Origin of the sequence: Stenotrophobium rhamnosiphilum, from assembly GCF_003052265.1 — a bacterium.
In the GTDB taxonomy this organism is placed as follows: domain Bacteria; phylum Pseudomonadota; class Gammaproteobacteria; order Nevskiales; family Nevskiaceae; genus Stenotrophobium; species Stenotrophobium rhamnosiphilum.
Window position 1 is genome coordinate 132,747 of record NZ_QANS01000003.1, and the last position, 13,691, is coordinate 146,437.

Consider the following 13,691-nt stretch of genomic DNA (forward strand, 5'->3'; position numbering starts at 1 on the left):
ACTCTTTAACCCTTAGCAACCGTCTCACGACGCGCTTCTACCGAAGCAGCAAGATTGCGCAGCAGTTCAGCGGTGTCATCCCAATGAATGCACGCATCGGTAACGCTCTGGCCGTAGACCATCTTGTCGCGTGGACCAATTTCTTGGCGGCCTTCAACGATGTGCGATTCAACCATCACGCCGATGATGCGCTTGTCGCCTGCAGCGAGCTGGCTACCAACGTCATGACCAACAACAATCTGACGCTTGTGCTGCTTGGAGCTGTTGGCGTGCGAGAAGTCGATCATGATCAGTGGCTGCTGACCGGACTTGGTCATCACTGCGCTTGCAGCTTCCACTGCGCCCGCATCGTAGTTGGTACCCTGGCTACCACCGCGCAGAATGATGTGACTGTCGGGGTTGCCAGCTGTCTCAAAAATGGAGATCTGGCCATCGTTGGTCATCGACAAGAAGCGGTGCGGGCTACGTGCAGATTGCACAGCATCGACTGCAACTTTCACGCTGCCGTCGGTGCCGTTCTTGAAACCAACTGGGCATGACAAGCCCGACGCCATTTCGCGATGCAGCTGCGATTCCGTCGTACGCGCGCCGATTGCGCCCCAGCTGACGAGGTCAGCGAGGTATTGCGGCGTGAGCAGGTCGAGGAACTCGACGCCTGCTGGCATGCCTTGATCGTTGAGCTTGAGCAGCAAGCTACGTGCAACGCGCAGGCCTTTGTCGATCTGGTAGCTGTCGTTGAGTTCAGGATCGTTGATCAAACCCTTCCAACCCACCGTCGTACGCGGCTTTTCAAAATACACGCGCATCACGATCAACAAATCTTTTTTCAGCTGCTCACGCAGCGGCGCGAGGCGCGCGGCGTAATCGAAAGCAGCCGCAGGATCATGAATCGAGCAAGGACCAACGACGACCAACAAACGGTCATCTTTGCCCTGCAAGATGTTCTGAATCTCGGTGCGTGTGGTGCTGGTGGTATTGGCAGCGGCTTCCGTTAACGGAATCTCGGCCTGAACCTGAGCAGGTGTGGACACAGCGCGGATCGAGTTGATTCGCAGATTTTGAGTAGCAAGCGTCATGGCACTAATAATGTGTAAAAAGCTTTTTGGGGGCGGGATGCTAACAGAGCCACGCGCCGCAGGGTAAGCTGCCAAGAGGTGAGGTCCTTGGCAGCGTGCCTCGATCTCATATGGGGTCTTGAGTTGCAGCAATCAAGCGCACGATGCGCTCGTACTGCGATTGGGTTTAATTGGGATGTTCTTATTTGCTTGTTACAGATTTATAAGTACATAAAATAGAACAATCTATCTGCCGCAAAAAGGAGAGTGCGGGTGACATCAAAAAGGATTTTGAACCGGACTGCGCGTCTCGCAGTCCTCGCGGCCATTTCATGCAGCAGTAACGTCTACGCTTGGGACGCATTGCCGGCCTATAACCAAGGCACGCTCGCACGCAGTTTTGCACTGCCCGCCATTGGTCAAAGCAGCGTGCTCGGTGCATCGCAGTCCAGCTTTTCGGCGGACTACGACCTCACCACCGAGTACTACGTCGACTCCAGTCTCAACGAAAGCATCACGATCGATGGCGAGACTTCTGCCTTTGCGCTCAGCTGGCGTCAGGGCATCGGCAATAATCTGGAACTCTCCGCGCGACTGCCAGTGCTGATTGTTGGCGGCGGTTTCATGGATCACTTTATTGATCAGTGGCACAAAACCTTCGGCCTGCCCGATGGCGGTCGCCCCCTCGCAGCTAGCGACGTGCGTCAGATCAGCTACGTGGTTAACGGCAACCCCGTGCTCGATGTGCAGCAAAGCGGCACCACGCTGGGCGATATCGAACTCGCAGCGGGCTGGAAAGTCGGAGAAGGTGCCGCACTGCGAGGCATGGTCAAACTGCCGACAGGCAGCGACAGCAAACTCACTGGCGGAAATTGGGGCGGCGCGCTGTGGGGCGACTTTGCTCTGCCGTTTGACGCGGGCTCCAGCTGGGACGGCTTCGCCTCACTCGGCGCAACCGTGGCGCAAAAAGCGGATGCACTTAAGGACCAACAACGTAACGCTGCGATCTTTGGCGGCGTTGGACTCGGTTACTTCGTCACGCAAAACTTTGAGCTGCGCAGCCAGCTTTACGCGCATAGCGCGTTGTACAAGAACAGCGAACTCGACAGCCTGAAAAAACCTGGCTTACAGCTAACGATGGGCGGCACTTATCGCTGGTCGCCGAAGGTGAGCATGGACGTGTTTTTCCAAGAAGATCCGGTGACTTATTCATCACCGGATTTCAGTTTGCATGTGGGCGTAACGGTTCGCTAAGCACTTGGTGTAGGAGCGCCGCTTAGGCGCTCCTACAGATTTACGGCTTCAGATCAAACAACAGCACTTCGCTCTCTGCCGTAGCCGTCAGAGACAAAGCCGTCTCCTGATCAATCATCGCCGCATCACCCGCAACCAAACGCTGCGTGCCTAACTGCACTGAGCCGGTCGCAACGTGCAGGTAATAACGGCGCTGCGCATCCAGCGTCTTCTCTAGCGTCTGACCTTCTGCCGGCCAAGCAATCAGTAAGCGCGCGTCCTGATGAATCGGAAACTGTGCGCCTTCATCCTTGGGTGCAATCACGGTGACAAAGCCTTTGCGTAGTGCATCAGCATCCAGCGCCTGCTGGTCATAGCTGGGCGCAACGTTGAGCTCATTCGGTTCAATCCAGATCTGCAGCAAGTGCAGATGCTCAGAGTTCGAAGGGTTCTTCTCACTGTGTCGCACACCGCTGCCTGCGCTCATCATCTGCAATTCGCCGTGGCGCAAAATGCCTTCGCCGCCGGTTGAATCTTGATGGTGCACGCCACCAGCCAGCACATACGTGATGATTTCCATATCGCGGTGGCCGTGCGTACCAAAGCCGGTGCCGGGCACGATGCGGTCCTCGTTAATCACGCGCAGGTCAGAAAAGCCCATAAAGCGGCGGTCCTGATAGTCGCTGAAAGAAAACGTGTGATAGCTGTCCAACCAGCCATGTTCGGCGTGACCGCGATCTTCTGAACGACGTAAGGTGATCATGTTGCTCTCCGCAATTAGCGTGTGTTGATGAGTGCCAATATGCGGCCCAGAGCGCCGTGATTAAAGATCAATTTTCCGTGCAAACCCATCTAAAGGACTGATCAATGCCTTTGCGCTGCAACATTTCGTCCTGAGTCATAAAACCCACCCTCACAGGGCTGGAACACAGCACGATTCCGCGCTACGGTACGCCTACCGCATAAAGCACACATAAATGCGTTGGAGAGAAGTAATGCGCACACTCGGTTCAGTCGTCGTCCGTGATTACATGCAGACGCAAGTCGTTACATTCACTGCCGACATGGAAGTGATGACGGCCATCAATGATCTCGTCAAACACCGCATTTCCGGCGCGCCTGTGCTGGATGCCGACGGCAATCTCGTCGGCGTGCTCTCAGAAAAAGATTGTCTGAAAGTCGCACTCACCGCCGGCTACGAAGGCGTCCCCGCCGGCATCGTCGCCGAATACATGACGCACGATGCGCTCACTGTTTCGCCCGATACACCCATTCTCGAAATCGCCAGTCGCTTTCTCGACTCGGCGGTAAAGCGTTATCCGGTGGTGAAGAGTGGCAAGTTGGTGGGGCAGATTTCGCGTGCGGATGTGCTTCGCGCGATTAACGAGATTTGTTGATCAATCGCGACGTAGGCTGGGTGCAGCCCGGGGCGTTCCTCTTTGTGATTGAGTGACCTAGGTTTCACCCGGGCTACATTCAACTCGTAGGCTGGGTTGAAGTGCAACAAAACCAAGCATCTCCATTTACGCAGTGAGTTGCTGGGTTGATGAAACCAACCCAGCCTACAAAATGCTTTAGGTCGTTTCGCAGATTCGCTTCAACACACCTGCGAACAACACGGCGAAGCCGCCGATTTCTCCTGCCATCAACAGCCACATAAAAATGGCGATGCTGCCGCGTGGCAGAGAGGTGTTGCCGACTTTGTGCGGCTTGCGGAGTTGGTTGTCGGTGTCGTTGAGAACGCCGTGCACGATGTAGCCGAAGATTGCAGCGCCGAAAAATACGAGTGGGATTGCAGCGGCCCAGAAATTTACTGCTGGTGAATACGCTGACAACGCAGCAAATTGCGCGAGCAAAATTGCGGCGAAGGAATAGAGCAGTGAAGTGCGATGCGCGATATCGACATACACCGGCGCTTGCGCGACAGGGCTGCGGGCGATGCAAAAATATTTCCATGCGCCAGTGAGCAGGCCGCTGCTGAAAAATATGCCGGCGGCGATGATGCTGATGCGGACGCCGGGAAGGGAAAGGGCGGTGATTTCGAGCATGGGATTTAGCCTTGAATCTAAGTTGTGCGGATGCTGGCAGTGATAGGCAATGTGGTCAATGTAGGAGCGCCTCTTAGGCGCGATGGTTTCATCGCCAATCGCGCCTAAGAGGCGCTCCTACAACTTCTTAGCCTGTCATTTTCTCAAACTTGGGCTGTGCTTCCAACCGCTTCATCCAATCATTAATCGCCGGATAAGCGTTCAAGTCATACCCGCCCTCATGCGCCACATGCGTGTACGCATAAAGCGCGATATCCGCGATGCTGTAACGAGCGCCGGCGAGGAATGAAGTCTTCTGTAACTGCTGCTCCATCACGCCCAATGCGGCGTGACCTTTTTTCATTGCTTCTGCGATTTTGTCTTTCCACTCTTCTTGCTTCTGCATGAAGTGAACCCAGAAACGCACGGTGGCGATGTAGGGCTCATGGCTGTATTGCTCGAAGAACATCCACTCCAGAATCTTGGCGCGCTGCCAGCGATCTGCCGGAAAATAATCGGTGCCATCGGCCAGGTAACACAGCATCGCGTTGGACTCAGCGAGCTTGCGGCCGTTGACGATCAGGAGTGGCACTCGGCCATTGGCATTCAGCGCGAGAAACTCTGGCGTGCGTGTTTCACCTTTGAGCGTATTGATCTCTGTCCACTCAAAAGGCTGCCCGAGCTGTTTCATCAGCACCGCAGGCTTCCAGCAATTTCCAGACCCTGTCATTCCGTATAGCTTGATCATGAAGCGGCCCCCTTAAGAATCTGTTCTTAATTTACCGCGCTTCGTGACGAGCGGCATGTTTCTTTGGTGCCACCGGCAACCTTGCTTACCTGTGCAAAGTTTATTCTGTACGCACAATTTGCATGGATGCCCCACCATGATTCGCCTCACTCAAATCTGCCTTCTCGTCTTTCTGGCGACCTTGGGCTTTTTCCTTTATCAGTTACAGCGGCAGGCTGATTACAGCCTTGCATTCTTGATGATGGGCGCAACCGGCTGTTTGTATTTATTGCTGCGAACAGAACAGCGTTACACCTATCTCACGCGCCATAGAGCCAAGCCAGCTCAAGCTCAAAACACCGGCAGCAAACGCATTGCGCCACAGTGCGTGAGCACGGTGCAGTTTACTGAGCGGAAGATGATGCCGATATTGTCTGCATCAAACGAACTGCGCGCAGTGAGATCGTCGCGAGCAGCGGCCAAGTAGGGCGGCGGCATTCCATAAAGCTATTCGAGTAATTCCTAGCGACACCCCCTAAAATGCGCGGGTGAGCTTCTTCGCCTTCTCTATTGCTGCGGCCGCGTTTTTGACGGCCGCTTTGTCTGGCATCGCTGGTGTCGGCGGCGGCACTATTTTGATTGGCGTGTTCTACGCCATCGGCCTCTCCACCGCACAAGCGGTTCCGCTGCACGCTGCCGTTCAATTGGCCTCCAATGCTTCTCGCACCGTCGCGTATTTTAGCGCAGTGGAATGGCGCGCTGCGGGTTGGTTTATGTTGGGCTGTGCACCTGCGCCGTTTTTGATTGCGCCTTATGTGCCACTGGTCAACACTCACATCATCGAGTTGGTATTGGGTGTTTTGATCATCGCGTCGCTGATTCCCGGCAAGAAGGCCGACGACTTTTTACCCTTGCGTTGGGCGTATCTGATTGCCGGTGTATTGGTCGGCAGCATCGGCATGTTTGTCGGCGCGTCAGGTTTGTTTGTTGGCCGATTGTTTCTACGCCCCGAGTGGCGCAAAGAAACCATGATCGGCACATTGGCGCTATGTCAGTGCTTGGGCCACGCAACAAAATTATTGGGCTATGGCACTGTTGGGCTCAGCCCGTTTGAGCAAATGGATTTGCTGGTGCCTCTGGTGATCGCGGTCATTCTTGGCACCGTCGTTGGCAAGCAACTCAATCAGCGATTGAGCGAAGAACGATTCAGAACCCTGGTCAACGCCGTGCTGTTGATCATGTCGGTGAAACTATTGTGGGATGGCGTACACGGTTTGATGAAGGCAGGAGCATGACGTGGAAGTGAAGCTGAGCGGCGACAAAATTGAACAGCTGATTCAAATGGGCTTCGGCGCCAAAGAAAAGATGTTCACCATCGAAAATCTCGTGCCGGGTTCGCTGCGTCTGGTGATTCCGTATCAGACGCGCATGTTGCGTCCGGGCAATGTGCTATCAGGCCCATCCTTATTCACTGCCGCCGATCTTGCGATGTACGCCTTGGTGATCGGGCATATCGGCCCTGAGATGATGGCCGTCACCGCAAATATGAATCTGAATTTTCTGAACAAGGCGACGCCGGGCAACATCATTGCCGATGGCCGTTTACTCAAGCTCGGCCGCAAGCTCGCAGTGATGGAAGTGTCGCTGTATTCGTCTGCTGATCCGGAAACGTTGGTTGCACATGCAACCGGCAGCTATTCGATTCCATCAAAAAAATAATCAATCGGTCAGCGGGCGGCCTTTGGTTTCAATAATCCAAGGCATGAAGAGAAGTCCGAGCAGCGGCACAAAGCCGACCCAGAACAAAACCTCCAACACTGTATCGGTGCCGCGCGATGCTGCAGCGCCGACGAGGAAAGGCCCGATCGAAGCCAGTACGCGGCCGATGTTGTAGCAAAAACCTGAACCCGTGCCGCGCAAACGCGTCGGGAATAGTTCTGGCAAGTAATAGGTGAAGCTGCCGAACACACCGAACACTGACAAGCCAATCGCAAAGTACATGTACAAACGGGTTTCTGATGGCAGATCCAAACCGAAGGTGCACAGGATCGAGACAGCCGACAGCGCGAAGTAAATGGCGAACATCGGCTTGCGACCGAGCAACTTGGACGCAGGAATCGTCAGCAGCGTGCCGATCAAACCACCTGCGTTGAAGCAAACGGTGGCGATGTATTTCCAGTGTTCAATCAATGCCAGCGTGCCAGATTTATCGAGGCCAAGCGTTAGTGCTTCTGCCCGCGCAAGCTGCGTGGCGACGACAGGAATAAACGCGTTGCAGCTCCACCATGCGAGCAAGGCCACCAGCGCCATCAAGAATCCGCTCAATGTGAGCGCACGATATTCCGGACTAAACAGCTCGCTGATTTTTGGCGGCGTGCTAACGGCTGCAACTTTTTTCCAACGCTCAGGCTCGTGAATGAACATGCGAATTGCGAACGCAGCAGCCGCAGGAATCAAACCGCAAAGGAAAACATAGCGCCATGAAATTTCTGGAACGTCTTTGAACCAGACACCAGCGATTTGGAAATTAACGAAGGTGGCGAGAAACAAACCGAAGGGTGCGGAGGTATAGAGCAAGGCGCCCGCTTCTACGCGGCGCTTCTCCGGCATCACTTCGCTAACCATCGACGCGCCAGCAGCCCATTCGCCGCCAATACCAAGCGAAGCGATAAAGCGGAACGCCATCAGCGCCCAGATATTCGGCGCGAAAGCACAAGCGGCCGTGCCGAGTGCATAGACCAACATCGTCAACAACAAAGTGCGCGTACGACCAATGCGATCAGCAACCCAACCGAACACCACGCCGCCGATGGCCCAGCCAATCAACAACAGAGAAGTGAGCAGGCCGGTCCAGAACAACGTCGCTTGCTTGGCTTCTGGCGATCCAATGGTCAAACCCAGAAGCGTTGGCACGCAATTCGGCGCAACGTAGTTGAACAGCACGCCATCAAAAATATCGAAGCCCCAACCCAACCACGCCGCGAATAGAACTGCCCATTGATATCGCGTGAGGCTCAACATCTGTGGTGCTCCTTAGCTCTGCACGGCGACGAGATCGTCGTCTTTGGTTTCGCGTGACAGCAGTAGCGCGCCTAGCGTCAGCAACGCTGCGGCCGTGAGGTAGTAACCAACAAACTGTAGGCCGTGATTTTTGGCGAGCCACGTTGCAATGTACGGCGCGAACGAAGCGCCGAAGATTCCAGCCAGATTAAACGTGAGCGACGAGCCGGTATAACGCACAGACGTTGGGAATAGCTCAGACAAGATGGTGCCGAGCGGTCCGTAAGTCAGACCCATCAAGCTCAAGCCCAGCACCAAGGTGAGAACAACGCCTACAGTTCCTGCTTGCATCATTGGCGCCAACACCAGACCAAAAGCAGCGATGGCGGCACTCACAATAATCAGCGTGCGACGACGTCCGCGCTTGTCGGCATAGACCGCGGACAGCGGAATCATCAGGCCAAAGAACAGCACGGCAAAGAGCTGAATCTTCAAGAACTCTGCGCGCGTGTAGCCGAGTGCTGAAGTGCCCCAGCTGAGTGCGAACACCGTCATCAGATAGAACAATACAAACGTTGCGAGTGCGATGACCGTGCCGAGGAATAGTGCGCGGCCATGTTCGCGGAACACCGTGAACATCGGCACTTCGACACGTTCATGATTTTTGAGAGCCTGTGCAAACACCGGCGTCTCGGTAATTTTGAGTCGCACATACAAACCAACCAAAACTAAAACTGCGCTGGCGAGAAACGGAATGCGCCAGCCGTAGCTGAAGAATTGTTCGTTGGTCAGCACATCACTCAGCAGCAAGAAAATGCCGCCGGAGAGAATGAAACCAATTGGCGCGCCAAGCTGCGGGAACATGCCGTACCAAGCGCGCTTACCCGGTGGTGCGTTTTCAGTCGCGAGCAAAACAGCGCCGCCCCATTCACCACCCAAACCCAAGCCCTGACCAAAGCGGCACAGCGCTAGTAACAACGGCGCCCACATGCCAATGGCTGCGTAGGTTGGCAACAAACCGATGACGACGGTGGAAATTCCCATCGTCAGCAATGCTGCAACCAGCGTTGCCTTGCGACCAATACGATCGCCGTAATGTCCGAACACTGCTGAGCCAATCGGACGCGCGATGAACGCAATCGCGAACGTTGCTAGCGATTGCAGCGTTGCAGTTGCTGGATCACCCGCCGGGAAGAACAGCGTTGGGAACACCAACACCGCTGCCGTGGCGTAAATATAGAAATCGAAAAACTCGATGGTGGTGCCAATCAAACTTGCGAACAGCACGGTGCGCGGTGAATTTACGGGCGGCGTGCTGGAAGAGGCGGCGTCACTCATCAATATTGATTCCTTGGATTGCAGCAGTGCGTTTAGAGCGCAGGCGGTGCTGTGTTGCGATGATGCTCAAGAATGCGGCGGTATTGGTCCGGATCTTTCACATGCACAACATCGCCTTCGCGGGGGAAGGTCCAGTCGTACAAACGTGAGAGCCAGAAACGCAGCGCCGCAGCGCGCAGAACCAGCGACCATGCAGCACGTTCGCTTTCTTCAGGCTCGCGACGTGCGCGATACGCATCTGTCATCGCGGTCCAGCGCGCAGCATTCGGATGACCGTTGGTTTCAAAGCACCAGTCATTCAGCGTGACGGCCAAGTCGTAGATCAGTGCGTCGTTGCAGGCGTAATAGAAGTCGATGACGCCGGTGAGGCGATCATCTACAAACAACACGTTGTCGCGGAACAGGTCGGCGTGAATCACGCCCTGTGGCAACGCCGCGAAATTGAGTTTGGATTGTGCTTTGAGTTCGTCTTCAATCAGCGCGCGGGTGTCTTTATCGACGCGTGACAGCAATGCCTTCGCGGTCTGCTCACGCCATGCCGGACCACGCGAGTTCTCGCAGCGGCCTGCATATGAAAGTCCGGTGACGTGTAAATCGCCGAGCGCGCTACCAACGGCAGCACTCTGCGCCAGATTCGGAAACAGCACGCCCTGACCGGTGAGGCGATGCACCAATGCAGCCGGTTTGCCATTGAGGGTGACGAGGTTCTTGCCCTCGTGTGTGCGGGCAGGCATCGCACCAGTGAAGCCGCGCGAGGCGAGGTGATCCATCAAACCGAGGAAGAACGGCAGATCGTCGTAGTTGAGACGCTCGAACAGCGTCAGCACCCAGCGGCCATCGCTGGTATCAACAAAATAATTGGTGTTCTCGATACCTTCGCCGATGCCTTGGTAGCCGATCAGTTCGCCGACCGGATACTGCTGCAGAAAATCGCGAAGCTCGTTGTACGAGACCTTGGTAAAAACGGACATGAGGGATCAGGGAAAAGGGCCTGTCCCTATCGTCTCATATGCGGCCGCGTCCGCCTACGTGGGACGGACGCGGCTTGTGCAAAAACTATTGCAGCTGTGCGCTTCCCACTTCGGTTTCGACTACCCAGCCGCCGCCCAGACCATCGGCAGTCACATACCACCAGGTGCCATCAGCATTCTGGGTGCTTTTTTCCAAGCGCACGCGTTTCTCGGCTGGGACCACGACTTCGCCTGTGCTGTCGAGCTTAGGGCGATCGCGCAGAGCTACGGCGCGCAGTACGACGGCCGTCGCTTTAGAGGTCTGTGGCGTAGCAGACGCTGCCGACGCTACGGAGGCTGATGCTTGTGGCGGCACCGATTCAGCGGCGGCCTGAGCACAAAACGACAAAGCGGACAGCGCCGCTGAAACCAATAGGATCTTCTTCATAACACTCCTGAACGACTTAAATTTGCCCTGCCCGCGAGCAGCCAGCATTGAACACTGGCTTCAGAGTAATAAATATCAAGGGGCGCGACTATGCGTTTCACCACATAGCTGGCGAATTTCTTACGAAGCGTATTTTTTAAATCACACGCCGAGAGGACATGCTCTCGGCGTGCTGAAGCCCGCTGCGACTTAGCGCTGTGGACTGCCCATTGCGCTTTCCAGCAGCCAACCGCCGCCGATTCCCGGAGCGGTGACAAACCACCAAATACCGTCCGCATTAATCGTGCTGGACTCCAAACGCACGCGCGTTTCGGCATCGATGATGTCGCCCGTGTTGGCCACAACAGGTCGCGTGCGCAGCGGCACCGGATGCAGCACTACGGCGGTGGACTTGGAGGTATTCCAGACCGATACCGTTGGCGTGACGGATCTGTATTCATCCGGCGGCGGTGCCGACACTGGCGCAGGCAGAACTTCTAGCTGCGTGTCCGCTACTGGCGCAGGAGCAGCGACTGGCACGGCAACTGGAGTTGGAACCACTACTGGCGCTGCAGCTGGCACCGCTACAGGGACTGGTTCAGACACGGGAACCGGAACTGGCACCGGCGTAGGCACAGCGGGCGCCACTCTCGGCGCTACCGCGGCGGTGTTGGTTAAACCCGGCAACTCCGCTTTTTGTTGCACAGCGCCTGGTGCTGCCGCTGCAGCAGCTGCGGCGGCCGCTGATGCGTCTGCGCGCAATTCAACCGGGGTCTCTTCAAGCGCGGCGTCAGTCGGCGTTTCCTGCCACTGTCCCTTTGCTTGTGCGACGGATTCAAAGCTCGCCAGCAGCGAACTGCTTGCAAACAATATCGAGAGCAGTAATTCCTTTTTCATGTCTCTTCCTTTGCCGACTATTTGAGTTGGGATTTTGGATGCGGCGTGGTCGGCTGCCGCAAATATAAACCCGATGCTCGAATGGCACTACACCGCTTTACATAAAATCACGTCGCTTCGGCCTCGCGCACAAAGGTGCGCTCCTTGGACACCATCGCCACAAAGATAAACAGCACTGCGCCTAAAGCCATCAATGCGGCAAAGAACAAGAAATAGATCGGTCCGACCAGCGTGTAAGTTGAGACCTCGCCTTTACTCAGATCGTAGTTGCCATTGCTCGACACCGGCTTGCGATAAACCTTGTCCATCAGGCGGACGCGATTGCCCGCAACATCAATTTCCGCAATCAGGAAGGTGCCGGCCAAAGGTCCTTTGCTGCCGTCAGCGGTAATGACTTCCACGCCGTTTTCGCCATTGAAATCGATCTTCTGGCCGGTGACGTAACCATCCACTTTCGACAGTGCAACCCAGGTTTGTTCACCCGTGCTCACGCTTTCGGTTTTGAGTGGCTCCACCATGTAGTCGTTAACTGCGGCGGTAAAAATATTGCCCACGCTGACGGACAACAGGAACAAGGACATGACAAAACTCTTCATATACAGCGGCGCTTGTTTGTAGCTGTATTCGAGTGCGGTGATCGACACCAATACTTCCGCTGCAGTCAGCACGACATAAGCGCTGATCTGCCACCACATGCTCACTACATGCCCTTCCTGAATACGTTGCTCAATCCACGCAACGATTAAGAAAGACGCAGCGACCGTGAACAAGCCCATGCCGATCTTGCGCAGTGGCGTCACCGTAAAAAACTTGCCCAGCAAAGGATAAATGACGAAGGTAAAAACCGGCACGAGAATCAAAATGAAAATGCCGTTAACCACTTGAACCTGCGCTGGCAACATCTCCCACGCGGCTGCGCTCTCAAAACCCGACACGCCACTCATAAAGCCCAACAGATGTTTATCCATCAACGCGGACTGCGCTTGAATGGTCCAGCTGTTGCCATTGCTCTGATCCCACAAGGACCAGAAGAATGCGACGAAGATATAAAGCACCAGCAAACGGCCAATCAGCTTGAGTGAATCGCCGGTGAAGCAGCGTTTAAGCCAAGCATGCAAATCTTCAGGCAACTTGTTGCCAATGCTCGGGCGCAAGCAAACAAAAATTAAACCTGCGAGCAAAGACAAGATCGTTGCCGTTGCCCACAGCTTATTGGTCTGCACCAGCACCACGCCGGTAATCGCCAGCATCACCGCAAAAATCAGCGAGAACACGACAAGTGCAGGGCCTGCACCGGTGCGCATCGCTGGTGGCACCACCGCAAACTTGCGTCCACCCAACCAGAAGGCAATGGTCGCAAACGTCATCATCAAGGCAGGCACGCCAAATGCAATTTTGGGCCCGAATGCAGGATTGCTCAGCAACTCAGGGCAGAGCCAGATTGAAATTACTGAGCCCGCATTAATCGAGATGTAAAAATAGCTGAAGGCGCGCTCAATCAGATGCGCGTTCTGCTCGGTGAATTGATCGCCGACATTGGTCGATACACAAGGTTTGATGCCGCCCGTGCCAAAAGCCATCAGCAACAGGCCGACAATCATCATGTCTTCGCCAGTGCCCAAAGCGAGGATCGTGCAGCCCGCGATGTAAACAATCGAGAACGAAATGATCGTGCGAAATTTAGCGAGGAATACGTCTGAAACAATCGCGCCGAGCAAAGGGAAGAAGTACGCGGCGGATTTGAACATCGCCTGCCAGCTCGCAGCTTTGGCATCGCCAAAGTGCAAGAACTCGATCATGTACTGCACCAGGATCGCGTTCACGCCGTAGAAACAGAAACGCTCGGCAAACTCGTTGCTGATGATGTACGGAATGCCGGCCGGCATTTTGTCGCTGCGTGTGGCAGTCGTCATTTTGATGCGTACTCCCCGATGCTGATGCTGATGCTAATAGTGTCGCTTAGAGCCTAGATTACCGGTTTGTTCAGCCGTCTAAAAATTTCTGCTTCTGTCAGCTGAATAATTTCTACCAACTTGC

15 protein-coding genes are annotated in these 13,691 nt (G+C 55.1%); 5 read left to right on the forward strand and 10 right to left on the reverse strand.

The features are described 5' to 3' along the window. Positions 1–5 precede the first annotated feature (5 nt). Positions 6–1,076 (reverse strand): 3-deoxy-7-phosphoheptulonate synthase, encoded by a 1,071-nt coding sequence (locus tag CJD38_RS08135; RefSeq protein WP_107939847.1) that lies wholly within the window; start codon positions 1,074–1,076, stop codon positions 6–8. A gap of 252 nt (positions 1,077–1,328) precedes the next feature. Here CJD38_RS08135 and CJD38_RS08140 point away from each other — a divergent pair, with 252 nt between their 5' ends. Then, positions 1,329–2,309, forward strand: coding sequence for a DUF3187 family protein (locus CJD38_RS08140; RefSeq protein ID WP_161554190.1), 981 nt, complete (start codon positions 1,329–1,331; stop codon positions 2,307–2,309). A 40-nt stretch (positions 2,310–2,349) separates the two neighbouring features. On the opposite strand, the gene CJD38_RS08145 is transcribed toward CJD38_RS08140, so the two are convergent. After that, the gene (locus tag CJD38_RS08145; RefSeq protein ID WP_107939849.1) at positions 2,350–3,051 is read right to left on the reverse strand and encodes a pirin family protein; all 702 of its coding nucleotides are present in this window, start codon (positions 3,049–3,051) and stop codon (positions 2,350–2,352) included. Positions 3,052–3,283: 232 nt separating this feature from the next. Here CJD38_RS08145 and CJD38_RS08150 point away from each other — a divergent pair, with 232 nt between their 5' ends. Then, positions 3,284–3,685: a CBS domain-containing protein gene (locus CJD38_RS08150; protein ID WP_107939850.1), complete on the forward strand. Its 402-nt coding sequence runs from the start codon at positions 3,284–3,286 to the stop codon at positions 3,683–3,685. A gap of 177 nt (positions 3,686–3,862) precedes the next feature. On the opposite strand, the gene CJD38_RS08155 is transcribed toward CJD38_RS08150, so the two are convergent. After that, positions 3,863–4,336, reverse strand: coding sequence for a hypothetical protein (locus CJD38_RS08155; RefSeq protein ID WP_107939851.1), 474 nt, complete (start codon positions 4,334–4,336; stop codon positions 3,863–3,865). Positions 4,337–4,463: 127 nt separating this feature from the next. Next, positions 4,464–5,063, reverse strand: coding sequence for a glutathione S-transferase family protein (locus CJD38_RS08160; RefSeq protein ID WP_107939852.1), 600 nt, complete (start codon positions 5,061–5,063; stop codon positions 4,464–4,466). A 136-nt stretch (positions 5,064–5,199) separates the two neighbouring features. On the opposite strand from CJD38_RS08160, the gene CJD38_RS08165 reads away from it, so the two are divergent. The 3 genes from CJD38_RS08165 (at position 5,200) to CJD38_RS08175 (ending at position 6,761) form a co-directional block, all read left to right on the forward strand. Then, the gene (locus CJD38_RS08165) at positions 5,200–5,529 is read left to right on the forward strand and encodes a hypothetical protein (protein WP_107939853.1); all 330 of its coding nucleotides are present in this window, start codon (positions 5,200–5,202) and stop codon (positions 5,527–5,529) included. A 61-nt stretch (positions 5,530–5,590) separates the two neighbouring features. Further along, a complete protein-coding gene (locus CJD38_RS08170; RefSeq protein ID WP_107939854.1) occupies positions 5,591–6,337 on the forward strand; it encodes a sulfite exporter TauE/SafE family protein in 747 nt (248 codons plus the stop codon). Position 6,338: 1 nt separating this feature from the next. Beyond that, complete coding sequence (locus tag CJD38_RS08175; protein WP_107939855.1) at positions 6,339–6,761, forward strand: PaaI family thioesterase; 423 nt, start codon at positions 6,339–6,341, stop codon at positions 6,759–6,761. Here CJD38_RS08175 and CJD38_RS08180 read toward each other — a convergent pair whose 3' ends face one another. The 6 genes from CJD38_RS08180 to CJD38_RS08205 all read right to left on the reverse strand — a co-directional run bounded on the left by CJD38_RS08180 (position 6,762) and on the right by CJD38_RS08205 (position 13,567). Continuing rightward, complete coding sequence (locus tag CJD38_RS08180; protein WP_107939856.1) at positions 6,762–8,063, reverse strand: MFS transporter; 1,302 nt, start codon at positions 8,061–8,063, stop codon at positions 6,762–6,764. It abuts the gene before it with no gap. Between the two features lie 12 nt (positions 8,064–8,075). Further along, the gene (locus CJD38_RS08185; RefSeq protein WP_107939857.1) at positions 8,076–9,380 is read right to left on the reverse strand and encodes an MFS transporter; all 1,305 of its coding nucleotides are present in this window, start codon (positions 9,378–9,380) and stop codon (positions 8,076–8,078) included. 32 nt (positions 9,381–9,412) lie between these two features. Further along, positions 9,413–10,351, reverse strand: coding sequence for a homoserine kinase (locus tag CJD38_RS08190; RefSeq protein WP_107939858.1), 939 nt, complete (start codon positions 10,349–10,351; stop codon positions 9,413–9,415). An 85-nt stretch (positions 10,352–10,436) separates the two neighbouring features. After that, a complete protein-coding gene (locus CJD38_RS08195) occupies positions 10,437–10,778 on the reverse strand; it encodes a hypothetical protein (RefSeq protein ID WP_107939859.1) in 342 nt (113 codons plus the stop codon). Between the two features lie 189 nt (positions 10,779–10,967). Then, entirely contained in the window at positions 10,968–11,654 is a 687-nt protein-coding gene (locus CJD38_RS08200; protein WP_107939860.1) for a hypothetical protein, read from the reverse strand. 107 nt (positions 11,655–11,761) lie between these two features. After that, positions 11,762–13,567, reverse strand: a complete 1,806-nt coding sequence (locus CJD38_RS08205) for a POT-type proton-dependent oligopeptide transporter (RefSeq protein ID WP_107939861.1) — start codon at positions 13,565–13,567, stop codon at positions 11,762–11,764. Positions 13,568–13,691 lie beyond the last annotated feature (124 nt).

Excerpts from the sequence above, each read along its gene's own strand:
- CJD38_RS08190 (WP_107939858.1), bottom strand. The coding sequence starts at position 10,351 with ATGTCCGTTTTTACCAAGGTCTCGTACAACGAGCTTCGCGATTTTCTG.
- CJD38_RS08200 (WP_107939860.1), bottom strand. The coding sequence starts at position 11,654 with ATGAAAAAGGAATTACTGCTCTCGATATTGTTTGCAAGCAGTTCGCTG.
- CJD38_RS08205 (WP_107939861.1), bottom strand. The coding sequence starts at position 13,567 with ATGACGACTGCCACACGCAGCGACAAAATGCCGGCCGGCATTCCGTAC.
- CJD38_RS08150 (WP_107939850.1), top strand. The coding sequence starts at position 3,284 with ATGCGCACACTCGGTTCAGTCGTCGTCCGTGATTACATGCAGACGCAA.
- CJD38_RS08165 (WP_107939853.1), top strand. The coding sequence starts at position 5,200 with ATGATTCGCCTCACTCAAATCTGCCTTCTCGTCTTTCTGGCGACCTTG.
- CJD38_RS08180 (WP_107939856.1), bottom strand. The coding sequence starts at position 8,063 with ATGTTGAGCCTCACGCGATATCAATGGGCAGTTCTATTCGCGGCGTGG.
- CJD38_RS08155 (WP_107939851.1), bottom strand. The coding sequence starts at position 4,336 with ATGCTCGAAATCACCGCCCTTTCCCTTCCCGGCGTCCGCATCAGCATC.
- CJD38_RS08145 (WP_107939849.1), bottom strand. The coding sequence starts at position 3,051 with ATGATCACCTTACGTCGTTCAGAAGATCGCGGTCACGCCGAACATGGC.
- CJD38_RS08135 (WP_107939847.1), bottom strand. The coding sequence starts at position 1,076 with ATGACGCTTGCTACTCAAAATCTGCGAATCAACTCGATCCGCGCTGTG.
- CJD38_RS08160 (WP_107939852.1), bottom strand. The coding sequence starts at position 5,063 with ATGATCAAGCTATACGGAATGACAGGGTCTGGAAATTGCTGGAAGCCT.
- CJD38_RS08195 (WP_107939859.1), bottom strand. The coding sequence starts at position 10,778 with ATGAAGAAGATCCTATTGGTTTCAGCGGCGCTGTCCGCTTTGTCGTTT.
- CJD38_RS08185 (WP_107939857.1), bottom strand. The coding sequence starts at position 9,380 with ATGAGTGACGCCGCCTCTTCCAGCACGCCGCCCGTAAATTCACCGCGC.